Source organism: Pseudoalteromonas sp. ASV78 (assembly GCF_047806705.1).
GTDB classification, from domain to species: Bacteria; Pseudomonadota; Gammaproteobacteria; order Enterobacterales; family Alteromonadaceae; genus Pseudoalteromonas; species Pseudoalteromonas prydzensis_A.
In genome coordinates this window covers 1-23,564 of sequence record NZ_JBLOPA010000003.1, presented here as the reverse complement: position 1 = coordinate 23,564, position 23,564 = coordinate 1, and the positions used below count along the sequence as shown (strand labels likewise).

Annotated in this window: 23 protein-coding genes and 2 tRNA genes; 14 read left to right on the top strand and 11 right to left on the bottom strand. The window is 39.6% G+C overall.

The annotated features are described in order from the left end of the window. Nucleotides 1-289: 289 nt before the first annotated feature. The 7 genes from ACMVDV_RS22705 (at nucleotide 290) to ACMVDV_RS22675 (ending at nucleotide 4,928) form a co-directional block, all read left to right on the top strand. Nucleotides 290-535 carry an OadG family protein gene (locus tag ACMVDV_RS22705; RefSeq protein WP_304182405.1) on the top strand — a complete coding sequence of 82 codons (246 nt, stop codon included), beginning with the start codon at nucleotides 290-292 and terminating at the stop codon, nucleotides 533-535. A 10-nt stretch (nucleotides 536-545) separates the two neighbouring features. After that, nucleotides 546-2,330, top strand: coding sequence for a sodium-extruding oxaloacetate decarboxylase subunit alpha (gene oadA / locus ACMVDV_RS22700; RefSeq protein ID WP_416159788.1), 1,785 nt, complete (start codon nucleotides 546-548; stop codon nucleotides 2,328-2,330). An 11-nt stretch (nucleotides 2,331-2,341) separates the two neighbouring features. Beyond that, nucleotides 2,342-3,472 (top strand): sodium ion-translocating decarboxylase subunit beta, encoded by a 1,131-nt coding sequence (locus ACMVDV_RS22695; RefSeq protein ID WP_416159787.1) that lies wholly within the window; start codon nucleotides 2,342-2,344, stop codon nucleotides 3,470-3,472. A gap of 142 nt (nucleotides 3,473-3,614) precedes the next feature. Further along, nucleotides 3,615-3,791 carry a hypothetical protein gene (locus tag ACMVDV_RS22690; protein WP_167542971.1) on the top strand — a complete coding sequence of 59 codons (177 nt, stop codon included), beginning with the start codon at nucleotides 3,615-3,617 and terminating at the stop codon, nucleotides 3,789-3,791. A gap of 323 nt (nucleotides 3,792-4,114) precedes the next feature. Then, nucleotides 4,115-4,387, top strand: a complete 273-nt coding sequence (locus ACMVDV_RS22685; RefSeq protein WP_192541627.1) for a type II toxin-antitoxin system Phd/YefM family antitoxin — start codon at nucleotides 4,115-4,117, stop codon at nucleotides 4,385-4,387. Beyond that, nucleotides 4,368-4,637, top strand: a complete 270-nt coding sequence (locus tag ACMVDV_RS22680) for a Txe/YoeB family addiction module toxin (RefSeq protein ID WP_304182401.1) — start codon at nucleotides 4,368-4,370, stop codon at nucleotides 4,635-4,637. The genes ACMVDV_RS22685 and ACMVDV_RS22680 overlap by 20 nt, the downstream gene beginning before the upstream one ends. A 27-nt stretch (nucleotides 4,638-4,664) precedes the next feature. Beyond that, a complete protein-coding gene (locus ACMVDV_RS22675) occupies nucleotides 4,665-4,928 on the top strand; it encodes a hypothetical protein (protein ID WP_416159786.1) in 264 nt (87 codons plus the stop codon). Nucleotides 4,929-4,933: 5 nt separating this feature from the next. Here ACMVDV_RS22675 and ACMVDV_RS22670 read toward each other — a convergent pair whose 3' ends face one another. Next, entirely contained in the window at nucleotides 4,934-6,247 is a 1,314-nt protein-coding gene (locus tag ACMVDV_RS22670) for a peptidoglycan DD-metalloendopeptidase family protein (RefSeq protein WP_416159785.1), read from the bottom strand. A 150-nt stretch (nucleotides 6,248-6,397) separates the two neighbouring features. Here ACMVDV_RS22670 and tyrS point away from each other — a divergent pair, with 150 nt between their 5' ends. Then, nucleotides 6,398-7,597: a tyrosine--tRNA ligase gene (gene tyrS / locus ACMVDV_RS22665; protein ID WP_192542834.1), complete on the top strand. Its 1,200-nt coding sequence runs from the start codon at nucleotides 6,398-6,400 to the stop codon at nucleotides 7,595-7,597. 76 nt (nucleotides 7,598-7,673) lie between these two features. Here the strand turns inward: tyrS and ACMVDV_RS22660 are convergent, their stop codons facing one another. The 4 genes from ACMVDV_RS22660 to folE2 form a co-directional block, all read right to left on the bottom strand. Continuing rightward, complete coding sequence (locus tag ACMVDV_RS22660; protein WP_416159784.1) at nucleotides 7,674-8,621, bottom strand: cobalamin biosynthesis protein CobD/CbiB; 948 nt, start codon at nucleotides 8,619-8,621, stop codon at nucleotides 7,674-7,676. A gap of 1 nt (nucleotide 8,622) precedes the next feature. After that, nucleotides 8,623-9,330 (bottom strand): 5'-methylthioadenosine/S-adenosylhomocysteine nucleosidase, encoded by a 708-nt coding sequence (mtnN, locus tag ACMVDV_RS22655; protein ID WP_304184282.1) that lies wholly within the window; start codon nucleotides 9,328-9,330, stop codon nucleotides 8,623-8,625. Between the two features lie 104 nt (nucleotides 9,331-9,434). Then, entirely contained in the window at nucleotides 9,435-10,028 is a 594-nt protein-coding gene (locus ACMVDV_RS22650) for a DUF2726 domain-containing protein (RefSeq protein WP_064666411.1), read from the bottom strand. A gap of 81 nt (nucleotides 10,029-10,109) precedes the next feature. Next, the gene (folE2, locus tag ACMVDV_RS22645) at nucleotides 10,110-11,030 is read right to left on the bottom strand and encodes a GTP cyclohydrolase FolE2 (protein ID WP_416159783.1); all 921 of its coding nucleotides are present in this window, start codon (nucleotides 11,028-11,030) and stop codon (nucleotides 10,110-10,112) included. A gap of 213 nt (nucleotides 11,031-11,243) precedes the next feature. Between folE2 and arcB the strand changes: the two genes are divergently transcribed. Beyond that, nucleotides 11,244-13,568: an aerobic respiration two-component sensor histidine kinase ArcB gene (arcB, locus tag ACMVDV_RS22640; RefSeq protein ID WP_416159782.1), complete on the top strand. Its 2,325-nt coding sequence runs from the start codon at nucleotides 11,244-11,246 to the stop codon at nucleotides 13,566-13,568. A 27-nt stretch (nucleotides 13,569-13,595) separates the two neighbouring features. On the opposite strand, the gene arcA is transcribed toward arcB, so the two are convergent. The 5 genes from arcA to trmB form a co-directional block, all read right to left on the bottom strand. Continuing rightward, complete coding sequence (arcA, locus tag ACMVDV_RS22635) at nucleotides 13,596-14,312, bottom strand: two-component system response regulator ArcA (protein WP_016709833.1); 717 nt, start codon at nucleotides 14,310-14,312, stop codon at nucleotides 13,596-13,598. Nucleotides 14,313-14,420: 108 nt separating this feature from the next. Further along, complete coding sequence (locus ACMVDV_RS22630) at nucleotides 14,421-14,945, bottom strand: YfiR family protein (RefSeq protein ID WP_416159781.1); 525 nt, start codon at nucleotides 14,943-14,945, stop codon at nucleotides 14,421-14,423. Continuing rightward, complete coding sequence (locus ACMVDV_RS22625) at nucleotides 14,942-16,567, bottom strand: ATP-binding protein (protein WP_416159780.1); 1,626 nt, start codon at nucleotides 16,565-16,567, stop codon at nucleotides 14,942-14,944. Before ACMVDV_RS22625 ends, ACMVDV_RS22630 begins: the two co-directional genes overlap by 4 nt. Nucleotides 16,568-16,729: 162 nt before the next feature. Next, nucleotides 16,730-17,755: a 16S rRNA (guanine(1207)-N(2))-methyltransferase RsmC gene (rsmC, locus tag ACMVDV_RS22620; RefSeq protein WP_416159779.1), complete on the bottom strand. Its 1,026-nt coding sequence runs from the start codon at nucleotides 17,753-17,755 to the stop codon at nucleotides 16,730-16,732. Between the two features lie 31 nt (nucleotides 17,756-17,786). Beyond that, nucleotides 17,787-18,512 carry a tRNA (guanosine(46)-N7)-methyltransferase TrmB gene (trmB, locus tag ACMVDV_RS22615; protein ID WP_304184296.1) on the bottom strand — a complete coding sequence of 242 codons (726 nt, stop codon included), beginning with the start codon at nucleotides 18,510-18,512 and terminating at the stop codon, nucleotides 17,787-17,789. 142 nt (nucleotides 18,513-18,654) lie between these two features. Here trmB and mutY point away from each other — a divergent pair, with 142 nt between their 5' ends. Both mutY and ACMVDV_RS22605 read left to right on the top strand, forming a co-directional pair. Next, entirely contained in the window at nucleotides 18,655-19,731 is a 1,077-nt protein-coding gene (gene mutY / locus ACMVDV_RS22610) for an A/G-specific adenine glycosylase (protein ID WP_416159778.1), read from the top strand. Between the two features lie 24 nt (nucleotides 19,732-19,755). Next, the gene (locus ACMVDV_RS22605; RefSeq protein ID WP_283710265.1) at nucleotides 19,756-20,028 is read left to right on the top strand and encodes an oxidative damage protection protein; all 273 of its coding nucleotides are present in this window, start codon (nucleotides 19,756-19,758) and stop codon (nucleotides 20,026-20,028) included. A 48-nt stretch (nucleotides 20,029-20,076) separates the two neighbouring features. Here the strand turns inward: ACMVDV_RS22605 and ACMVDV_RS22600 are convergent, their stop codons facing one another. Continuing rightward, nucleotides 20,077-22,845 carry an ATP-binding protein gene (locus ACMVDV_RS22600; protein WP_416159777.1) on the bottom strand — a complete coding sequence of 923 codons (2,769 nt, stop codon included), beginning with the start codon at nucleotides 22,843-22,845 and terminating at the stop codon, nucleotides 20,077-20,079. Nucleotides 22,846-23,067: 222 nt separating this feature from the next. Here ACMVDV_RS22600 and ACMVDV_RS22595 point away from each other — a divergent pair, with 222 nt between their 5' ends. The 3 genes from ACMVDV_RS22595 to ACMVDV_RS22585 all read left to right on the top strand — a co-directional run bounded on the left by ACMVDV_RS22595 (nucleotide 23,068) and on the right by ACMVDV_RS22585 (nucleotide 23,503). Next, entirely contained in the window at nucleotides 23,068-23,289 is a 222-nt protein-coding gene (locus ACMVDV_RS22595) for a hypothetical protein (RefSeq protein ID WP_416159776.1), read from the top strand. Continuing rightward, a tRNA-Phe gene (locus ACMVDV_RS22590) sits at nucleotides 23,280-23,355 on the top strand. The genes ACMVDV_RS22595 and ACMVDV_RS22590 overlap by 10 nt, the downstream gene beginning before the upstream one ends. Nucleotides 23,356-23,427: 72 nt before the next feature. Beyond that, nucleotides 23,428-23,503 (top strand) — tRNA-Thr (locus ACMVDV_RS22585). Nucleotides 23,504-23,564 lie beyond the last annotated feature (61 nt).

The window sequence follows — 23,564 nt, the reverse complement described above, 5'->3', positions numbered from 1 at the left end:
GTCTACTAAAAATCGCTGGCGTTGCGAGGTGTTTAGAGAGTGAGCTGGGCTTTCGCTTATAATTTATAGCTATAATCACTATTTTTATCATCTATATTTCGTGAAATTATAGCAAAATGTAGAGTGTTAACTTTACTGAGGATATGTTAGCTTTATATTAATTGGTTTTACCAATTTACAAAGTGTTGGACTTGGTCTATTTCTTTGTTATGATTGGTGCATAATTATTTAAATAAAGTGATTTTTTACCTAGTGATGAGGTTGGGTAAATAAAATCAAGGGGAGCAGCATGGATATAGGTCAGTTACTAGCTACAGCAGCAAACTTAATGGTCACCGGTATGGTAGGTGTTTTCGTTTTTCTTTCGTTGTTGATTTCAGCAATTATCATTATGTCTAAACTAGCGAGCCGTTTTGAACAGTCGGTTGCAACGCCTATGCGTACACCGTCAATCAAAGCACCTGGTGTACCAAGTGCACACATTGCTGCGATCAGTGCAGCTATCGCTCAGTACAAAAATAAACAAAAACTATAAGGGGTGACTTGTGGCCAAATTAAAATTAACAGAATTAGTACTTAGAGACGCGCATCAATCATTATTAGCAACGCGTATGCGTTTAGATGACATGCTACCAATTGCAGAAAAACTAGATGATGCGGGCTACTGGTCTATTGAGTCATGGGGTGGAGCGACATTTGATTCATGTATTCGTTATTTAGGCGAAGATCCTTGGGAGCGTATTCGCGCCCTTAAAAAAGCGATGCCAAATACTAAGCAACAAATGTTATTACGTGGTCAAAATCTTTTAGGTTATCGTCATTATGCAGATGACGTGGTGGAAAAATTTGTAGAGCGTGCACACAAAAATGGTGTTGATGTGTTTCGTATTTTTGATGCGATGAATGATGTTCGTAACCTTGAAACTGCAATTAAAGCTGCTATTAAAGTGGGCGCGCACGCACAAGGAACAATTTCATATACAGTAAGTCCTGTGCATACGCTTGATATGTGGCTAACACTTGCTAAACAACTTGAAGAGTTAGGTTGTCACTCAATTTGTATCAAAGACATGGCGGGCTTGTTAAAACCCTATGCTGCAGAAGAACTGATCAAAGCATTAAAAGAAACTGTCTCTATCCCAATTGCTATGCAGTGCCATGCGACAACGGGTTTAAGTACCGCGACATATCAAAAAGCGATTGATGCAGGCATTGATATGCTTGATACCGCAATTTCATCAATGAGTATGACTTACGGGCACAGCGCAACTGAGACGATTGTATCAATTGTTGAAGGCACGGAGCGCGATACTGAACTTGATTTAAATCAGCTCGAAGAAATTGCTGCTTATTTCCGTGATGTACGTAAAAAATATGCCGCGTTTGAAGGCAGCTTAAAAGGTGTTGATGGCCGTATTTTATTAGCACAAGTGCCAGGTGGCATGCTAACTAATATGGAAAATCAGCTTAAAGAGCAAGGTGCTGCGGATAAATTGAATGAAGTATTGCTTGAGATCCCACGTGTACGTGAAGACTTAGGTTATTTACCGCTAGTTACACCAACATCACAAATTGTTGGTACACAAGCTGTATTAAACGTACTGACGGGCGAGCGTTATAAAACTATCACTAAAGAAACCGCCGGAGTGCTAAAAGGTGAGTATGGCGTAACTCCCGCGCCGATGAATAAAGAATTACAAGAGCGGGTACTTGATGGCGCTGAGGTGATCACTTGTCGTCCTGCTGATCTATTAAAACCAGAACTTGAATCGCTACAAGCTGAGCTATTAAAAGCGGCACAAGAGCAAGGTCTTGAACTTGCTGATGAGCAAATCGATGATGTTTTAACCTACGCGTTATTCCCACAAATTGGTTTGAAGTTCATTAAAAATCGTAATAATCCAGATGCCTTTGAAGCTGCACCAAGTGCTGAATCTACTAATAAAGAGCAAGCTGTTAGCAATAAGCCGAGTAACAACAATACCGTTAAAGCAGAGCAGTACAGCGTAAAAGTTGATGGTAAAGTTTATGATGTTGTGGTTGCACAAGGTGGCGAGCTAAAAGAAGTTACCTTAAAAGACAGTGAACTTATTCCACAATCTGCGTCAGTTGCATCCGGCGAGACTCTTAACGCGCCACTTGCAGGTAATATCTTTAAAATTAAGGTGAAAGCGGGGCAAACGGTGAATGAAGGCGATGTAGTGATCATCATGGAAGCGATGAAAATGGAAACTGAAATTCGCGCAATACACACAGGTACTATTGCTGAAATTCTCGTTGCTGAAGGTGATTCAGTGGCAACGGGTGATGCTATGATTGCACTAGCTTAGGAGCGCAGAGGATGGAAGCATTATTAAACCTCTGGCAAGCAACAGGTATTGCTAATTTTACATTCCCAGCACTTATTATGATCGCTGTGGGGGGAGGACTGTTGTATCTGGCAATTGCGCGCAACTTTGAGCCGTTACTATTATTACCAATTGGCTTTGGGGCAATATTAACAAATATCCCCTTAGCGGGCTTATCAGATCCCGGTGGTTTACTGTATTACGTTTATCATATTGGTATCGATACCGGCGTGTTTCCGCTGTTGATATTTATGGGCGTTGGTGCACTTACTGATTTTAGTGCCTTGATTGCAAACCCTCGCATGTTATTGTTGGGCGCGGCGGCTCAGTTTGGTATTTTTGCAACCTTGTTTGGCGCAATTTTGCTGAACTTCGTACCTGGTTTTGAGTTTTCCTTACAAGATGCGTCAGCAATTGCGATTATTGGTGGTGCTGATGGCCCAACGGCAATCTTTTTAGCCTCAAAGCTTGCTCCAGATTTATTGGGTGCTATCGCCGTAGCTGCATACTCATATATGGCATTGGTGCCAATTATTCAGCCGCCGATCATGCGCGCATTAACAACACCAGAAGAACGGCAAATTAAAATGCCACTGTTACGTACAGTATCTAAAAAGGAAAAAATCATTTTCCCTCTTATAGTACTTACGTTAACAATGCTATTTTTACCAGCCGCGACACCGTTAGTTGGGATGTTTTGCTTAGGTAACTTAATGCGTGAATCAGGCGTGGTTGATCGTTTAAGTAACAGTGCGCAAAACGAGATCATTAATATCACCACTATATTTTTAGGTCTAGCTGTAGGTTCAAAACTCGCTGCTGATAAGTTTTTAACGGTAGAGACGATTGGTATTTTGGTGCTCGGCGCCTTGGCTTTTGCAATCGGTACAGCTTCAGGTGTATTTATGGCAAAAGGCATGAATAAGTTCTCTAAATCACCAATCAATCCACTCATCGGTGCGGCTGGTGTGTCCGCTGTACCAATGGCTGCACGCGTAGTTAATAAAGTGGGTCTTGAAAGCAATCCGCATAACTTCTTGTTAATGCATGCAATGGGGCCAAACGTTGCGGGTGTACTTGGTAGCGCTGTAGCTGCTGGTATCTTGTTAGCCCTGGTAGGTTAAACACATCATTACAGCATACTCAACAAGCTTGAGTATGGTTAGGTAACTTTTTACTTCCAACCGACTAGCGCAGTATTTACTGCGCTTTTTTTTGCCTGCTTTTTGGGTATACTCGATAGATATTCAATAAATAAGGAATGGTATGAATATTTTCGTGATTTTAATTTCACTGTTTGTCGCACTGATTATTCTGGTGCCATTACTTGAAAAGTACCAGTCTAAAATGGGCCTAGACGGCGCGACTAAATACGCCAAATACATCTGGCCGTTGGTGATGATTTCATTGGTTGTGCAATTGATTTATGTGTTGGTGCGATAGAGTGCAGCCGTCAGCCGTCAGGTTCAGGGCTGCTAGGAGCGGTAAGCCTTAAGTTGTAAGTGATAAGCTCGGCGTTAAAATTGGCTGTGTAGGTTGTGGTTGAGTACCGTGAAAGCCAACGAAAAAATACCCTTTCAGACAACATCAATGCACTGCATTATCGGATATTTTTATTTCTGCACTTTGGGCAAAGCCTTTTAAATGGATTATTAATAAAGTCAATTTACTCGTTCTTTATTGCCTGTTATTTGTCCTTTAAAGTGACTTGATATATTTTTTTTATTATAATGTACGACATTACCGTACATTATTGAGGTTTAATTATGGATAGCATCAGCGTAAATCAATTTAGAGAAAACTTAAAAACATACGTAGAGCAAACTGTTAGTGACCATGAGCCAATAAAGGTTACACGGCGTTCAGGAGATGCATTTATAGTTATGAGTGCCGATGACTGGGAACGAGAGCAGGAAACTTTACATGTTTTACAGAGTAGTAGTTTAATGCAACAAATCGCTGACTCAATGAAAACTCACACAACTAGGTCAGGTTATAAACCCACACAAGAGCAGCTAGATGAGATCATTAACCTTTGAGGGTAAAACTTGGTTCACCTATGAGCAACTACGAGAGAAAGATAAAAAGTTGCATACAGCATTATGTAAAATACTAAAAGAAATGATGCGCTCAGATCCAAGTAAAGGCTTAGGTAAACCAGAGCCTTTAAAGCACAATTTATCAGGATTATGGTCAAAGCGTATATCGCAAAAAGATCGGTTAATTTATAAGTTTGATGATGAGTGCATATATATTTTTGCCATTGGTGGGCATTACGACGACCATTAGAAAAATAACCTCATTAAGAGGCAAAAATTGCTAGCCAAAATCAGCGACGAAGGAGTAAAAGCTAACCGTGTTTTCTCGAATTTAAACAATCTGTTAGCAGATATAGCTAAATTATCACTGTGTATTATTGGTCTGGAAGCCTGCTCTGGCATGTATTATTGGGTGAGAAAGTTCGGTAAATTCGGTCACAACCTAATGACTGATAGCTTAACAAAAACCGTTGCTATTTGCATAGCAACGGTTTTATATTTTCTGGCCGCTGGCCGCTGGCCGCTGGCCGCTGACCGCTGACCGCTTTATTTAAGCGCGAGTTGTAGTTCTCTGTTGCGCTCTAGCTGTGCTAAGAAAGTGTCTGCAATTGGTTTAAACTTAGCAAGTTCGTCACGTGGTAACGGCTCTGACTTTGGTAACTGAACTGTTTTAGGATTACGATGCACGCCGTTAACCAAAAACTCATAGTGCAAGTGTGCACCGGTTACTCGGCCGGTAGCGCCTACCGTACCAATTTTTTGGCCCTGTTTAACTTTTTGGCCTGTTTTAACTGCACGTTTATTTAAGTGTAAGTACTTAGTGACGTACTGAGTGCCGTGGCTAATAAATACATAGTTACCGTTATACTTACTGTAACCTGATTTAATTACTTTACCATTACCCGATGCAACAACGGGCGTTCCTGTGCGCGCCGCGTAATCAATACCGTTATGTGGTTTTACGGTTTTAGTTACTGGGTGCAAGCGACGTGGGTTAAAGCTTGAGCTAATATACTTAAAGTTAACCGGAGCACGTAAGAATGCTTTTTTCATGCTGCGCCCTTCAGGTGTATAAAAGGTATCATCGCTGTGGCGTATTGCCGCATAACGTTGGCCCTGATTTATAAACTCGGCGGCAATAATTTTACCCGTGCCAATAAATTCACCATCAACATAATGTGATTCGTAAATTAAGCCAAACTGATCGCCTTTACGAATATCGTTAGCAAAATCCACATCCCAACCAAAAATATCAGCAAAGTTCATTATTTGCCGCTCGGTTAAGCCAGCAGCAATACCTGAGGTCCAAAAGCTATTGGTTATTTCACCACCTGTGGATTTCGTGAGAGTTTCGATTTCTTTGCTATCGATTGATGTATCGTAGTTACCTTCGTCATTTAAGGTTACAAACAAGGTATCTGTTTTTGAGATCACATAACGTAATTGCGCTAAAGAGCCATCTTTAGCGGTGGCAAAACTAAGTATTTCACCAGGGTGAATTTTAGTTAGTTTGCGGGTTTCTGCATTGGTGTTAAGTAATTTATGCACGGTTTGCGCGTCAAAACCAGCGCGCTTGAAGATAAGTGCTAAATTGTCACCGTTCTTTACTTCAAAATCGACTAGATCATATTCTGGTAATTTTGCTGCGTCTTGTTGCGAATTTAATTCAGTTAATTTCTCAACGTCATCAACTTTAATTTGTAATTCGTAACGTTTGCCAATTTCTAGCGCATCTGCACTATTGTCTCTAGAGGCCGTTGCTTTTTCTGAAGGGATGAGTGTTAAAGCAGCAATCGCAGAAACTAAGCCTAGAATAAGCAATTTGTGTTTTTTTGGGAGTTTATGCACAACGCGAACCATAACGTGCCTTTTCCTGCTGTCAAGATAATTAATCACTAATATTGCAGGATATACTTAATAAAGCGTTAATACCAGTGTTTTGTAGATTTAAACTGGCGCTGATTTACGCTAGAATCACCAGATTGACTGAATTTTTTGGAGTAATACACAGTGGATTTACAAACCGCTCTAGCAGAGATAAAACGCGGTGCCGAAGAAATACTAATTGAAGACGAGCTAGTTGAGAAGCTAAAGTCTGGTAAAAAGCTAAAGATCAAGGCGGGTTTTGATCCAACTGCGCCAGATTTGCACTTAGGCCATACAGTGCTAATTAATAAAATGAAAACCTTCCAAGACTTAGGTCATGAAGTGATTTTCTTAATTGGTGATTTTACCGGCATGATAGGTGACCCAACGGGCAAAAATGTAACCCGTAAACCACTTACCCGTGATGATGTATTAGCTAACGCTGAAACATATAAAGAACAAGTATTTAAAATTCTTGATCCGGCTAAGACCACAGTTGCCTTTAATTCCACGTGGATGGAGAATTTAGGCGCTGCAGGTATGATCAAGTTAGCAGCACGACAAACTGTTGCTCGTATGCTAGAACGTGATGATTTTAAAAAGCGTTATGCTGGCGGGCAATCAATTGCGATTCATGAGTTTTTGTATCCATTAGTGCAAGGCTGGGACTCAGTGGCGCTTGAAGCTGATGTTGAGCTCGGTGGTACTGATCAACGTTTTAACCTATTAATGGGCCGTGAGCTGCAAAAAGACGAAGGACAAAAACCACAAACCGTATTAATGATGCCTTTATTAGAAGGTACAGACGGTGTGCAAAAAATGTCTAAGTCATTAGGTAACTACATTGGTATTACTGATGCACCGAACGATATGTTTGGTAAAATCATGTCGATTAGTGATGAGCTGATGTGGCGTTATTATGATTTGCTAAGTAGCTTATCAATTGACGAAATTGCTGCGCTGAAAGATAAAGTAGCACAAGGTACTAACCCGCGTGATATTAAAATCGATTTAGCAAAAGAAATGATTGCTCGTTTTCACAGCGATGCAGCGGCTGTTGGTGCGCATGAAGATTTTATTAAACGTTTTCAAAAAAATGCCTTACCTGATGATATCCCAGATATGACAGTAACGATTGATGAAGATACCGTATTTATTACTAACTTGCTTAAAGAAGCAGGGTTAGTGGCAAGTACTTCAGAAGCGATGCGAATGATCAAACAAGGCGCAGTTAAAATCAATGGCGAAGAAAAGGTCACTGATACTAAGCTTGAAATTGCAAAGGGCACGACGGCTATTTATCAAGTCGGTAAGCGTAAGTTTGCAAATATTACCTGTGCTTAATAGGTAAAGAATGAAAATTCAGTTAGATATTTAAGTAACAAAAACCAGCTCCGGCTGGTTTTTTACTATCTGTGATCTACAACATTATTTTAATTATTTCTATGCCAAATATAACCAGCAACCAAAAGCCACGCGCTTGATTGAGCCGATTTATCAATACAGCAATATCATCAGCCTGTGGTAAACGTTCGGTGCCAATACGCATTTTATCAAATCGAGTACCTTGGTATATCGCAGGGCCGCCTAATTGCACACCAACAGAGGCGGAACAACAACTTAATAACCAGCCACTATTTGTTTGATAAAAGTGCCGTCCATAATGCTTGATATAATGAATGCTCAATTTACTGGCTTTACTTGCTGCAACAGTCAGCGCCAATATCCGCGTAGGGAACCATTCAAGAATATATAATAGCCAACTAAGTGATTTTAAAAATGGGCTATTAGGCAACATATCTTTGCGCCAAGCTTGGTGGATCAAAGTCAGTAAGCGATAAGCCAGTGCAGCCATAGGACCAAAGAGTAGATAAAAGAAAATCACGCTAAAGTAATGACGGGCAACTCTTAAGATCAGCGTTTCCATAATGGCTTTGCAAATCCCAGGGCTGGATAATTTATCAACTTGGCGAGCAAGTAGCGGTTTTAATAACTCTCGGGCTGTAGACTTTTGATTTTGTTTAACGAGTCGTGCAATGCGCAGTGCTTTGCTTTCTACACTTCGCCATTCAAGGCTTAAATAAAGGATTAATCCGGCTAACAGTTCTGGGTAATAGGCAAATTCAAGCAGTAAAATCACTAAGGTCATGATCACTAAAATGACTAAACTGAAACACAGCGAAGAGGATAAATACTGGTAACTGGCAGGTTCACTCTTGCGAAAAACGCGTTTGCCAAGTGCTCTAAATACCGCAGTTAAAAATGTATTTGGGTGATACCAGCTTACCAAAGGCAAAAAGCGCTCAGCAAGGAGCGCTAATATAAATACAATAAAGTCCACATGTTGCTGAACTAAATTGGGTAACACCTTATAGCGTTACCGTTGTCAGCTTTTCTAGTAATGCGACCACCATTTTTGATGAATTAACTGAGGCGGTTTCTAGGTATTCTTCAAACGACTGTGGTGATTCTTTACCTGCAATATCAGACATTGAGCGGATCACTACAAACGGTGTCTCTAAAGTAAAGCAAGCTTGTGCAATAGCTGCGCCTTCCATTTCTACAGCTAACATAGTGGGAAAGTCAGCACGGGCTTTATCAATACGCACTGGGTCACACATAAATGAATCACCGGTACAAATTAAACCGACTAAGGTTTTAACATCGCCGATTTGGGCAATACTTTGTTCTGCGGCGTCAATTAATTTAGGGTGCGCGGCAAAACCAGCTGGCATTTGTGGCACCTGACCAATCTCATAACCAAATGCGGTTACATCAACATCGTGATGACGTACTTCTGATGAAATTACCACGTCGCCTACGCTCAGTGATGGATCAAAACCACCGGCAGAGCCTGTGTTGATCACGCAATCTGGCTGAAAATTATCAATCAATAAGGTGGTGGCAATACTCGAGGCTACTTTACCGATACCTGATTGCACTAAAGTCACTGTGTTACCAGCTAACTCACCGGTATAAAAAGTGAAACCAGCTTTAGTTAGAACTTGTGGATTTTGCATTGTTTCACGCAAAATTTTAACTTCTGGCTCCATAGCGCCAATAATACCAACATTCATAATTTTAAATTCCTCGAATTAGATGTTTAGATTATACGTGAAGTTAGCGATAAAAAACAAAAAATGCGAGCCTATAAAGCTCGCATTTTATCGTTTAAGAAAACTTATATTTCAGCTAAAGCTGTGGAATGGGCTTTTGCCTGCGAAGGTGACAGTACTGCTGGTTTTGTAACTCGGTTGCGGGTAGGGCGAATACTTGCCGCCGCTGGTTTACCAAGTTTAAACATAATCGCATCACGTACTTCTGATGGGCGATAACCTGACTTCACTTTCATACGGATATGCGGGATGCCAGCAGCTTCTAATGCGCCATTAACAAACCAATCACGTTGTGCTTTATGGCCATCTTTGTTGGCGTTATTAACTAAATCAACGGCTGCCACAATGGTCATTTTTTCTTTGTCGATTAATACATAATCAAGCTGTTTGTTTTTGGCTTTTGCGATTGCTGCGCGTTTCGCTTTAGGAGATAAACCTTTTTTACAATCAATGACATCGATTAACTTCACGCGGCTAACAATTTTATACTGGTCGCCTACAGCACGCTCTAAAAGATTAAGGAAAGAACTTTCAACTTGCGTAAAAACACTGCTTTTACGCGTGAATGGGTAAGGATTTCCGCCATCGTCGGTAAACTTTGACGCAACAACAGATGCCCCAACTACTAATACTAAAATTGATAATAAAGCGAATTCCATACGGTAACTCCACAACAACAAATTGACACTGTAATTTTAATAGCAATTTACGTGCCCAATTTTTGTGGAGTTACACTTTATTTAAGGCTGGTATCCGTCGTCAATTCCTTTAACGGCAATCGCCACGGCATCATGGGCATGCAGTGATTCATAATGGTTTATTTGCAACCAGTAATCAGCGTATTGAGCTTCTTCTAAGATGGCTTTGATTTTACGCGCCGCGTCTTCGCAGAACATTAAGTTCTGGCCATTTAAACGCGCAAATTCTTGCTCATCTTCGCGCTTAACCGCGGCTTGAACTGGGGTTTTCAGCTCATTTTCTAGTGTGTTGATCAAACTTAAAATATCAAATTCGGTGATATTACTGTCAAGCTTAACTTTTACATTGGCGATAGAGCGTTGTGAGTGGGGAGTCGCAACAATGCCGTCAGTACTACCAAGCCAGTTGAGTACTTGTTCATGGTTTAGTGCTTGGCCATTAAACTGTTCAGCAAACGCTTGTTGAATAAGCTGACGTGCTAATGCAGCAGAGCAAGGGCAAGTCGATGAATAAGTTACATCAAGGCTTAATTCAAAACTCAGTACGCCGCGGTCAATTTTTGCCTCTATGGTTAAAGGGTAACTTTTCCAGCCCGCCTTACCACTTAAAAGCGACTTTCTGCGCAGCGGCAACTCAAATTTAAACTCTATTTTAGCTTGATCAGATAGCCCTTCATGGCTGGAAATAAAGCTGTCTAGCGCTTGGGCAATCGTTTTTGGATTAACGTGTTGCTCAGTTGATAAGGTATCGAGTGCTAAAAATAACCGTGACATATGAATGCCTTTGGCGTCTTCTTTATGTAGGTTTACAAAAGCACGGGCTTTAGCGTTGACATGAATAGGCGCAAGATCACGAGATTCGAATATAAAAGGCAGTTCAATATCAGCCATACCAACCCAGTCTAATTTACCTGTTTGTAAGGCGGGAGCCGTATCTGCTATATCGGGCATGTTGCTTTGCATGAAAAATCTCGTAATTGACAATTGTAAAGCGCGGTATTTTACACGAAATAATTCAAAAATACGTGGTAGATGAAAATTTTCTGTTTTCGTCGCGGAACATGAAAATAGTTAATGCAAAAATGCTAAAATCATAGCACTAGTGGTTTTTTTGTAGCTGTGTAGTCAGCTGATTTTTTATATACTTAAATGTATAGTTAAGAGACAGATTTATATATGATCGATTCCTCTTTGAGTCCGTGGGCTCGAATACTTTCTAGTTTAATTACTCGATTCGGTGAATTCAAAACCGCAACTATTTGTTATGCATTACTATTAGTGCTGGCACTAATATTATCATGTATGTTTTATTATGTAGCAGTAGGCGAGGTAACGCTCGTTGATGTACTTGCCGTGATGTTTTTTACAGCCGTAGTCTCGCCTATAATTATCAGTGTGTTGATCAATTCAATACGTCAGCTAGATGCTTCCTACGCGTATTTGGACAGTGCCACCAAGCAAGAAAAGTTATTAAACCAAACATTAAAAGATAATATTAATCGCCTTAATGTTGAAATCGATGAACGTAAAATGGCCTTTCATGCCAAACATCGAGCAATTGAAGAACTCAGGCGAGAAATTGTCGAGCGTAAGAAAACCCAACAAGAACTTGCGCAACAAGGCATGTTACTGCGTTCAATTGTCGATTCATCCCCTGATTTATTCTATTACCGCGATAATAATGGGGTGTTTGCCGGTTGTAATAAAATGTTTGAAGAAGTTATCGGTAAGCCAAGTAGTGAGTTAATCGGCAAAACTGCAGAGGAAATTTACCCAACGCAATACTTACCAGAAGTTTTATTAACTGATAACAAAGTCGAAAAAACTCACGCAGCATTAACGCTTGATGTTGAATACCCTGTGGGTAATGAAAACCGTTGGTTTGAAATGCGTAAACTGCCGTTTATTAATGATGACGGCGACTACATTGGTTTATTAGCGTTTGGTCGTGATATTACGAGTCGTAAAGAAGCAGCCCAAGCACTTGAAACGGCCTATAAAGATAAAGGGAAATTTATTGCCACCCTAAGCCATGAATTACGCACGCCACTTAATGGCATTGTTGGTTTAACCCGAATGCTGCTTGACACCGATCTTGATAAGCAGCAACGCAGCTGGTGTAACACGGTATTTTCAAGTGCCGAAACATTAGGCAATATATTTAACGATATTATCGACCTAGATAAAATTGACCGTGAACAACTTGATATTGTCACTGATTCTATCAATGTATCTGACTTTATAAATGATGTAGTTAACTTTGCCGGATTGATTGCTGAACAAAAAGGCTTAGAGTTTGAAATTAAACGCAAAGGTATGTTGGATATTTACGCACAATTAGATCCAACACGATTACGCCAAGTGGTATGGAATTTAATTAATAATGCCGTGAAATTTACCCAGCAAGGTAAAGTGCAATTAGCGTGTGCTCGGGAAAATCGAGCGGATGGTACATGGTTGGTTATGAAAGTCACCGACACCGGACAGGGCATTCCGCAACAGCAGTTGCATCGTATTTTTGATATGTATTATAAAGCTCCAGATTTAAACGGCACTAACGCGATTGGATCAGGTATTGGTTTAGCGGTGACTAAAGCGCTGGTCACTGCCATGCAAGGACAATTACATGTCAGCAGTACCGAAGGGGAAGGCAGTTGTTTTGTGGTGGAAATACCCTTGTCGCTTTGTATTGCACCTGCTGAGCACAGTTACGTTGGCCGTAGTTTAAATATTTTACTGGTTGAAGATGTGCCGCTGAATGCTGAAATCGCCACGAACTTACTTGAACAACGTGGTCATGAAGTTATCTGGGCTGAAACAGGTGAAGATGCGCTGTCGTTTGTTGAAACTGAAGATGATCTTGATCTTGTGTTACTTGATATGCAACTACCCGATATAAATGGTGATGAAGTCGCTCGTCAGATCCGCGCCGATAGTCATTTCGACAAGTTACCTATTGTCGCACTGACGGCCAATGTGCGCAGCGCTGAAGAAGAGCTGCAAGGGATCTCAATCCAAGGCGCTTTAGCTAAGCCAATTAATACCACTAAGCTTGATAAAATGTTGGCAGAACTATTTGATATTAAACAGCAACAACAATGTGATGAGGCACGTTTGACGGTCAGTAAAGAAGCCAGTGCTAATATCAATATTGATTTATTGGATGTTGAAACCATAGAAGACTTTGTTAATTCTATGGGCATAGTCATATTTAAACGCAGTAGCAGTTTATTTGCAAAGCTCAATCCGCAGTATCAACAAGAGTTAGCAACGTCATTAGCAGCTGGTGACCGTGAAGAGTATAAGTCTGTTGCACATAAGCTTAAAGGCGCAGCAGGATCTGTTGGCTTAAATGATGTGCAATTACATGCTAAAAAGATGGAACACGGGGCGATAGATGAAAGTGATGAAGAATTACAAAGCTGGTTAACAATATTGGCAGATAAAATAAATGAAGGGCAACAGGCCCTTCATTTATTCTTACAACAGTTAGAACGTTAATGCTGCGGGTATTTGATAAAAAATATATTAACTATCAATTTTACCAATGAAACGATAACCTTCACCATGGATGGTGCTGATCAGCTCAGATGTGCTGTTATCACTTTCAAAATGCTTTCTGATACGACGGATCGTTACGTCAACTGTACGGTCATTTGCACGAAGTTCACGACCAGTCATATGCTTGATTAATTGCTCACGGCTAAAAATACGGCCCGGAGAGTCAAGCATTAAACGTAGCGCTCTGTATTCACCTTTAGGTAAGCGTTTAGCGTCACCATTTGGTGATGTTAAACAGCGGCTATTTTCGTCAAGTTCCCAGCCATTGAATGTGATCACACCATTTGTTTCAAGGCTTGATTCTTCACCGCCAAGAGCAGTACGAGAAAGCAAGTTACGAGCACGAATAGTTAATTCACGAGGATTGAACGGTTTAGTAATATAATCGTCCGCACCAATTTCAAGGCCTAAAATACGGTCTACATCATTATCACGACCGGTTAGGAAAATAAGTCCAACGTTACGCTTTTGACGTAATTCACGTGCTAAAATTAGCCCGTTTTTGCCTGGCAGGTTGATGTCCATAACTACAAGGTTCACATCATCATTATTTGTAAGCTTGTCATGCATGTCATCGCCATCAATGGCTTCAATAACTTTGTAACCTTCAGCTTCAAATAAACTAACGAGGTTTAGTCGAGTTACGTCTTCATCCTCTACAATCAGAATGACTGGCGTTTGCATTATTAATTAACCTTTTTCGGAATATTTTATTTACAATTAATTCGGTATTGTATTATAAAACCGAATACTAGTGATTATAGGAGTATATCCAATTGTTAACAAGTAAAATCAATTCGGATGAAATTTAGAAACAGCTAATAACCGAGATTGCACTTTAAAATTACTGCGCAACAACTGCTGTCTATTGATATACAGTCGGATTTTATTCCCTTCTTGGACCAAAGAAACAATGCCACCTTTTTCTAAAAAATTAATACTCTCACCAACTGTTAAGGTATTTAATGAAATGGTATCGATCCAAAGTGGAATTATATCATCTTCCATTGTTTCATCAATGTATGTGATATCACAAAAGCGAGAAAGTTCAGAAATTTGCTGATTTTTACCAATTAATACAGTTTCAATCGGTATATTGTTAATTTCAAGGCTCGAATTACTCTTTAGTAACTCACCAACGCCATGTTCAATGTTATAAAAACAAAAATTCACGGCCTGATTATTGTTAACTTGAGGGAACTCGATGAACTTTGCAATCTGAAATAAAAATGCAGACTTAACTTGCTCTGGTGATTTAGCCTGTAAAAACGCGGGAAAAACGATCATCAGAGTTAAAAACAAACCGCTTAGTTTCATATTTTATTTGCCTCAGTCAACGGCAAGGTAATAATAAAACGGGTTCCTTTTGAGCTTTGATCATCAAAATAAACACTGCCACCTAAGGCTTGTGTGACTAAATTGTAAACTAAATGCATACCTAAGCCACTGCCTCCTTCGCCACGTTTAGTGGTAACAAAGGGATCAAAAATACGTTTCTTAATACTTTTATCAACGCCAATACCATTATCATAATAGTTAATGATCAGACTACTCTCGTTACGTTCAACAGTGATTTCGATTTCATTATTTTGATTATCTCGAAAGCCATGAATTACAGAATTACTTAATAATTGCTGTAGGACTTGTTGTAGCGGACCGACTTTAGTTTCGAACATCAATTGCGATGAACAGTGAATAACGACGTTGGGAGCTTTTTCTAGTAAATCAGTGCGCATAGAAAGCATTACATTGCTGATCAGATCATGCATATTAACCAGCGAATTGAGCTCACCATCTTGGTTAACGGCTACTTTTTTAAAGCTGGAAACCAGCTCAGCTGCGCGATTTAAATTTCGATAGATAAGGTCTAAATTTTCTATGCCATTATCGATAAAGCGTTTCAATTGACTTGAGGTTAAGGTTTTTTGCTCGAACCCTTGGCTTATTTCTGCCAGTTTATCTCGCAGTAGGGTAGAGCCGGTGATCCCCAAACCAATTGGGGTATTTACCTCATGGGCAACACCGGCAACCATTTGCCCTAAAGAGGCCATTTTTTCACTTTCAACAATTTGGTTTTGGTATTGATGCATTCGTTCCAGAGTCGTTAGTAACTCTTGATTGGCCTCCCTGAGCGCGATGGTACGTTGATTTACTTTCTCTTCTAAACTTTGGTTTAGCTGTTTAATTTCTTGCTTATCATTTTTATGTCGTTCGATTTGGTTTTGAGTACGAGTTAACATGATGTTTAAGCTATTCGAAAGCATATTTATTTCGGTGATATTTGTTTTTGCGGCTCGGGCGTTGTAATTATGATTTTTCGAGACATCTTGCAGTAATCTGCTTAATTGGTCGATTGGATCGGCAATGCGTTTTTGAATGCGCCTTGCCACAAAGTAAACCAGTACTAAAACGAATAACGTTAAAAGAATATCGATGAGAATTTTTTTGTTTATATAGTCGTTAAGGCGCTCTAAGCCACCACGAATATACACATACCCTTTAATATTGCCTTCGTACATGATTGGCTTGATTAATTCTATAGAGTCTTCTGTGATCTTAGGCTGCTTTAGTTGTTCAATGCTATCAACCCGAAGTGGTACTGGTGGCGTTTTTCGTGCATTGAAACTGGTAAAAAATACCGCTTTATTTGATATTTCATCGATTGTGTAGATATGTATATTTTTAATAAGTGGAATTTTTTCAAAAGATTTAAGGCGTTGCTCTTCGGTTTTTCTATCATCAAACAGTACACTTACTTGTGCATTAAAGGCGATAATTTCTGCAAGGATATTGAGCTTGTTGACGATCAATAGTTTTTGTTCTTTGACATCAAGATAAGTAGATATAGAAATAGATAATGATAAACACAAGGCTGTAACAAGCATAACTGCGCTGATCAGAGCTTTACGAATACTTGTTTGCGATGTTGATTTAGGCATTATTGTGATGAAGGCCGAATTATATAATTTTGATAGAATTACCGTAAGTCTAGCAAAGACCTATCAAAGTAACTAAAAAATATCCGAAGTTTGTTGAAAAGCTGCCTATTTTATTTTTTGGCAGCTTTATTGAAGTGTTACAGTATCGAAGTGGGGTCGCAGTTAGCTGCTATATACCGAAAACTTATTGGTTTTATGCACTGTTTGGTAAGTGCCAAACTGGGCCTCTAAAATAGGTGGGTATTTTAAGAAACAGTTTGCAACAATCGTTAATTTACCTTGCTTGGTTAAGTGCTGTTTAGCGCCACTTAAAAATTGTTCTGCCACAGTATAATCAGTAGCAATACCAGTATGAAACGGTGGATTTGAAATAATGAGTTCAAACTTGCCAGTTACATTTGCTAATCCATCACTTAGTAAAGCGCTACCGTTTACACCGTTAAGCGCTAATGTTTGTTCGGTTGCATAAGCGGCAAGGGCACTTACATCTGTACAGGTAAAGCTCAGTGCTGGATTTTTCAAGCCTAAGAAGGTTGCAATTAAGCCTGCGCCACAGCCAAAATCCAGTACCTTCCCCGATTTAATTGTTGGTGCATTTTCAAGTAGTATTTTAGTACCGCCATCAAGCTCACCATGGTTAAATACCCCAGGTATGCTAATCGCGTTAAAACTCACGCCTGCCACATCTACATTAAATTGTTTGTGGTAACGAGTGATCACAAACTCAGCTAAGCTAGCTATTTCTGTAAATAAATACAAAGCACAATGGCGGGCACTGTCAATTTTATTACTGTATTCGCAGTGACTGCTAAATTGCTTTTCAATTGATTTTACGCCGCTTTTATTTTCACCGACCACCAATAGTTCTGCATCTGGATTAATAACTGCACGGATATTATCTAGCGTCATTAGCGCTTCAGGCTTGGCTTTAGGATAATAATAGATAACTAAATCAAAATGTTTTGCAGTTATTTCGTGGCTTACGCAAACATCAATACCTTTGATGTTTTTTGCAAATTCACCATTAGCATGGTTGTAGCTAAAAGCGCTAATTTTGCTGTTTGGATTTAGCTGTTGCAACTGTGACAAAAAGCCATCTTGGACAAAATTAACCACCAAAATAGAGTCTGCCTTGAGGTTTTCGCTATTACGAAGTAACAGTGAACTAGGGTTGGTTAATGCGCTCATAAATGGCTTTGCCTTTGATTAATTAATTTAATTAGCTAATGCGTTCAAACATTAAATCCCAAACACCATGACCTAAACGGTGGCCACGTTGCTCAAACTTCGTCAATGGACGTAAAGCTGGGCGTGGTACATAGTCATTTGTTTGTGATTGGTTTGTAAAGTGTTGTGCAGTTTGCATCACTTCAAGCATGTGCTCTGCGTAGTTTTCCCAATCAGTGGCCATATGGAATACGCCACCAATTTTTAATTTACTACGTAGGCTTTCAACAAACGCAGCTTGTACAATACGACGCTTATGGTGACGTTTTTTATGCCATGGATCAGGGAAGAATAATTGCACTGTGGTAATGCTACCCTCGGCAATACAATCAGCAAATACTTCAACCGCATCATGTTCAAAAATACGTAAGTTGCTAATACCCGCTTCGTCGGCATCCATTAAGCAGGCACCAACACCAGGGCGGTGAACTTCAATACCGATAAAGTTAAGATGCGGAGCATTCTTAGCCATTTCGACTAATGATTTACCCATACCAAAACCAATTTCTAAAACAACGTCGTTGTCATTGCCAAATACTTGCGCTAAATCAAGCATGCCATTTTGGTGCTCAAGGCCCATGGTTGGCCAGCATTTTTCAATTGCAGCAGCTTGTCCTTTGGTTAAACGACCTTCGCGTTTAACAAAGCTGCGAATTGTACGAATATATTTACCTTCTTGCTTTGCTTGCTCAAGGTTATCGTTACTTGAATCACTCATATATTTTGGCCTGATGAAAACAACATGTCTTAAAATGGTGGCGTATTATCCCTGACCAAGGGCTTGATCACAAGTACTTGACCTTTTTATTAACTGCAATAGACTGAGCGCCATCAAGGGTCGAGTATAAAAAGTAGTAATTTTGAAGTTAAACAACAGTGAAGCAAACTGGTTTTCTCAGCAAGTTGTCGATTGGTATCACCTACATGGACGTAAAACTTTACCTTGGCAGCTAAATAAAACACCATACAAAGTCTGGGTATCGGAAGTAATGTTGCAACAAACTCAAGTTGTGACTGTTATTCCATATTTTGAAAAGTTTATGGCAAGTTTTCCAGATATTATTGCTTTAGCAAATGCTGATGAAGATCAGGTGCTGCATCATTGGACTGGGCTGGGTTATTACGCGCGTGCTCGTAACCTGCATAAAACCGCGAAAATAGTCCGCGATCAATACCATGGTGAATTTCCAACCACATTAGATGAAGTAGTCGCGCTGCCTGGCATCGGGCGTTCAACAGCTGGGGCGGTGCTATCACTGTCGCTTGGGCAACATCACCCAATATTAGATGGTAATGTAAAGCGGGTACTGGCGCGTTATTTTATGGTTGAAGGTTGGTATGGGGTTAAAAAAGTTGAAAACCAACTGTGGCAATTAACTGAGCAACTCACCCCAAAAGAAAACGTTACGGAGTTTAATCAAGCGATGATGGATTTAGGCGCAAGCCTTTGTTCGCGCAGTCAGTTTGATTGCCAAGCATGTCCGTTAAACTCGCGTTGCGGGGCATTTAACAACGATGCAGTAAAACAGTTTCCTCACTCAAAACCTAAAAAAACAGTGCCTAAAAAAGTGTGTCATCAACTAATTGTGCAATGTGATGAGCAAGTTTTGATGGAAAAAAGGCCTAACTCAGGAATATGGGGCGGATTATTTAGCTTTTTTGAGTTTGAGCAAAAAGCCCAGTTAGACGCATTTTTAGCTCAGCAAGGGCTTGCTGTTACAACCGATGCTATGGACCCTTTTAGCCATGTATTTTCGCATTTTGAATTAACAATTAATCCTCATGTATTAAAACTGAGTAACATACCAGATGTAGTAAATGAGCGGCAGCTGGTATGGTACCCACTTGATCAGTCAATAGAGGTCGGTTTAGCCGCACCAACTAAAAAGCTAGTTAAACAAATTGCCACAATGGTTTACACTAGGGCTAAGTCTTAAACGAATATTAAGTAGAGATCAATTATGGCACGTACAGTGTTTTGTCAGAAGTTACAAAAAGAAGCCGAAGGCTTAGGCTATCAGCTTTACCCTGGTGAATTGGGTGAAAAGATTTTTAATAATATTTCTAAAGAAGCATTTGCACAGTGGCAGCACAAGCAAACTATGCTGATCAATGAGAAGCATTTGAATATGATGGATCCTGAACATCGCACTTTTTTAGAGCAACAGATGATTGGCTTTTTATTTGAAGGTAAAGAGGTCGAAATCGAAGGCTATCGCCCGCCAGAAAAATGATTTTCTATAGCAAGAAAGGGCTTTTAAAGCCCTTTTTTATTGCTTAAATTAAATCGTATCATCTTGCTCTTGAGCATTACGTACTTGCTCTTTTAAATATTGCGCAACACGAGAATATTCAATTTCTAAATTATCGCGTAGTTCAATTAATTGATCACTGGTTAGGTCTTGCTCTTTACAATGACTTTCAAAATCAGTGGCAAGTTCCGCGACTTTTTCGGCGCCAATGGTTTTCGATATTGATTTTAATTGGTGACACGCGGAGATAATTTTTTCATTATCGGCGGTCATTACACCGGTATTAATTTCTTTAGTTAAAGTATGGCTTTGCTCTAAATACATTTTAAAGAAACGTAATTGCTTTGCTTCGTCATGGTTGATGTATTTGGCAAGCATCTCAAGGTTAATAGGTGTAGTCGGTTTATTTTGTGTAGCTGCGATAGCTCCTTGCTTACTTATATTACTCCAACTATTGAGCGTTGCCTCTAGGGTGTTTAATTCAACTGGTTTGGTAATAAAATCATTAATTCCAGCGTTTAAACAGCGCTCTTTTTCACCTTTTAGAGCATTCGCGGTTACGGCGATGATATAAGGTTGGGCGTTGATGTCTTCAAGTTGTGCGGCTTCATCGCGGATTTTTTCAACCATGTCATAACCAGACATTTTAGGCATGTGTAAGTCAGTTAAAATTAATGGGTAATGACCGCTTTGCCACATTTTTAAGCCTTCTTCGCCGTTTTCAGCAACCTCTACACCAAACCCTAGTAAATGCAATTGATCGGTGAGTACTTGCTGATTTAAAACATTGTCTTCAACGAGTAACACGAGTTTGTTCTCATCACGAGCTTGTTCAATATTTAAATAATTATTAAGGGTTTTAACCGGCTTAACTTGTCTTGGTGTGTGAAGCCCTGCTGCAACTAACAACGACATCATAAAGTTTGACTTACATAACGGCGCTGCGTTGAGATAAAAAATGTTTTGATGATTGATCGCGGTTTCATCTAACTTACTAAGTACCACGACCTGCTGGTTATTATCTTCAAGGGTATACAGTAAACGACGTAATAAGTAATTAATATTATCCATAGTATCAACACCATCAAGCACCCAAATAATACCGCGAGTGTCTTGATGTTGTTCCACTTCTGCTACCGTTTGTACTGTAATTGTTTTAGCGCCCATAAATGATAAGTAACGATTTATGGTTTGCTTTCTGGTTTGGTGCTCAGTAACCAACACAACGCGGTGATCTTTTAATGCATTTTTATGGGCGTATTTAATATTGTTTTCAGTACTAAATGGCAGCTCCACTACAAAATCACTACCAATCCCAACGTTACTAGTCACATTTATTGAGCCCAGCATTAGCTCAGTTAAACTTTTACAAATTGATAAACCTAGACCTGTACCACCGTATTCTCGGGTAATAGAGCCTTCAGCTTGAATAAATGGATTAAATATTTCTCGAAGCTGGGCTTGGTTCATGCCTTTACCGTTATCACTTACCGTAAAACGCAAGGTGAAGTGATCCGCGGTATTTTGTGCGACTTCTACTGAAATACGCACATAGCCTATACGGTCGTCATTGCTGCTGGTAAATTTAATTGCATTACTGCATAAATTATAAAGTACTTGGCGAACACGTACCGTATCACCTATTAAGTTAATCGGGATATCAGGAGCTATGGCAAGTTCTAACTCTAATTGGCGTTTTTTAGCTACCGATGACAATACTCTGGCAACTTCCTCTATGGTATCTGACACTGAAAAAGGAATTGTATCTATATTGAGTTTACCGGCTTCAATTTTTGAGAAATCCAGAATATCATCCAAAATCCCCAATAATGAAAAGGCTGATTCACGAATAATAGTACTTAAGCGATGCTGAGCACCATTGAGCTCGGTTTGTCTCAATAAATCTATCGTGCCAATAACGCCATTCATTGGCGTGCGTATTTCATGACTCATAGTCGCTAAAAAAGTTGTTTTTGCTTCGCTTGCTTGTTCAGCTCTTTGACTTGCTTTTTCAAGCGCTAAAGTACGGTTTTGTACTTCTGTTTCAAGGCTACTTTGCAGGTTCTGTAAATCTTGTTGGGCGATATCATTATTACTGATTGCATTTTGTACTTGCAGCAATAGTTGGTTGATATTTTTTGCGACCACGGCAAGGCCAATATCGAGCTGTTCGTTAACTTGTGTATTGTAACTGTTAGATTTAGTGATGCTTTCTAATTCATGAGCAAGAATGTCACTGCTTTTACGGATCCGTGTATTAAGGTAGACGTTAAAAAACAAGGCAAGCAAAAATAAGCATACAGCAGCAAATCCAGCAATGGCTATTGCAAGTACTGTTGAATGTTGTGGTAACAAGGCTGCGGAATTGGATTTTTGTTTAATGATCAATTCACCAACGGGCTGATCATTTAACTTTAACTGATGATGGATAACACCTTGCTCGGCTAAATGCTGGTCAAGTTTATTAGCTTCAATTACAGGCTTATTACTAGCAAAGACTAATTGTGTTTGTGCAGTTGCTGTATACCTATATAAGTAGTAATCAAACTGTGTATTCAGTGCGACACTTAAATCGAGTAATTTGTTGGCATTATCTTGCCCTGGGCGCGTCAACGCGTTTACTAAAGGTGTATCTAGTTGCTCAGCTAATTGCGTTAAGCTTAGTGAGTTTTGCGCTACTTTAGTATTTTGCGTAGGGTAAAAAGAATAAGCAACTACAGCGAGTGCTGTTACGGTTAGGTTTATAATTATAAAAAGAGGCAATAAGCCTTTTACAGGAGAAGAAAATTTACTCTGCATTTATTATCCAACTTGTCTATTATCAACCGCAATCTAAACAGTCGCTTGTGTACTGGAAATCAATCCTATCATTTACCAGAAATAATTCACTACGTTTTTAGTACAGTTGTACACAAAGCAGTTAAAATACCTATCCGATAGATAAATTAAAGCGTTATTGCTGTAAAAAACAGCGTGCTTTACATTTATTAATCGCTTTGTTGAAAAACTGTGCAAACAGTTATGAAGAATAAAAAAAAAGTTGACTTGAAAGGGCAAAACCAGTTTAATACGCCGCACGCCCAGATAGCTCAGTCAGTAGAGCGAGATGGGAATTGTATTGAAAATCCTTTGTGGTTTTTAATTAAAACTGAAATTGCCCAGATAGCTCAGTCAGTAGAGCTAAGTGGGAAATGTATTGAAAATCCTTTGTGGTTTTTAATTAAAACTGAAATGCCCAGATAGCTCAGTCGGTAGAGCAGAGGATTGAAAATCCTCGTGTCCGTGGTTCGATTCCGCGTCTGGGCACCATTATTTAAGTAATGGTGTTTAAATCACATGATTAAAACATTATTACGCGTGCCTTAGTACACAGTTTAGTGTGCCGACTTAGCTCAGCTGGTAGAGCAACTGACTTGTAATCAGTAGGTCAACCGTTCGACTCGGTTAGTCGGCACCATTTATTTAGATAATTTGAATAGAGCAACTGACTTGTAATCAGTAATTCATTTAAGTTATCA

Bases quoted from the DNA above. Each gene is read 5' to 3' on its own strand.
- arcA (WP_016709833.1), bottom strand. From the start codon at position 14,312: ATGCAAACGCCAGTCATTCTGATTGTAGAGGATGAAGACGTAACTCGA.
- ACMVDV_RS22690 (WP_167542971.1), top strand. From the start codon at position 3,615: ATGAATATTTTCGTGATTTTAATTTCACTGTTTGTCGCACTGATTATT.
- rsmC (WP_416159779.1), bottom strand. From the start codon at position 17,755: ATGAGCGCATTAACCAACCCTAGTTCACTGTTACTTCGTAATAGCGAA.
- ACMVDV_RS22680 (WP_304182401.1), top strand. From the start codon at position 4,368: ATGAGATCATTAACCTTTGAGGGTAAAACTTGGTTCACCTATGAGCAA.
- ACMVDV_RS22685 (WP_192541627.1), top strand. From the start codon at position 4,115: ATGGATAGCATCAGCGTAAATCAATTTAGAGAAAACTTAAAAACATAC.
- ACMVDV_RS22695 (WP_416159787.1), top strand. From the start codon at position 2,342: ATGGAAGCATTATTAAACCTCTGGCAAGCAACAGGTATTGCTAATTTT.
- trmB (WP_304184296.1), bottom strand. From the start codon at position 18,512: ATGAGTGATTCAAGTAACGATAACCTTGAGCAAGCAAAGCAAGAAGGT.
- mtnN (WP_304184282.1), bottom strand. From the start codon at position 9,330: ATGAATGTTGGTATTATTGGCGCTATGGAGCCAGAAGTTAAAATTTTG.
- folE2 (WP_416159783.1), bottom strand. From the start codon at position 11,030: ATGCAAAGCAACATGCCCGATATAGCAGATACGGCTCCCGCCTTACAA.
- ACMVDV_RS22705 (WP_304182405.1), top strand. From the start codon at position 290: ATGGATATAGGTCAGTTACTAGCTACAGCAGCAAACTTAATGGTCACC.
- ACMVDV_RS22605 (WP_283710265.1), top strand. From the start codon at position 19,756: ATGGCACGTACAGTGTTTTGTCAGAAGTTACAAAAAGAAGCCGAAGGC.
- ACMVDV_RS22670 (WP_416159785.1), bottom strand. From the start codon at position 6,247: ATGGTTCGCGTTGTGCATAAACTCCCAAAAAAACACAAATTGCTTATT.
- ACMVDV_RS22625 (WP_416159780.1), bottom strand. From the start codon at position 16,567: ATGCCTAAATCAACATCGCAAACAAGTATTCGTAAAGCTCTGATCAGC.
- ACMVDV_RS22630 (WP_416159781.1), bottom strand. From the start codon at position 14,945: ATGAAACTAAGCGGTTTGTTTTTAACTCTGATGATCGTTTTTCCCGCG.
- ACMVDV_RS22650 (WP_064666411.1), bottom strand. From the start codon at position 10,028: ATGGAATTCGCTTTATTATCAATTTTAGTATTAGTAGTTGGGGCATCT.
- ACMVDV_RS22595 (WP_416159776.1), top strand. From the start codon at position 23,068: ATGAAGAATAAAAAAAAAGTTGACTTGAAAGGGCAAAACCAGTTTAAT.
- arcB (WP_416159782.1), top strand. From the start codon at position 11,244: ATGATCGATTCCTCTTTGAGTCCGTGGGCTCGAATACTTTCTAGTTTA.
- ACMVDV_RS22600 (WP_416159777.1), bottom strand. From the start codon at position 22,845: ATGCAGAGTAAATTTTCTTCTCCTGTAAAAGGCTTATTGCCTCTTTTT.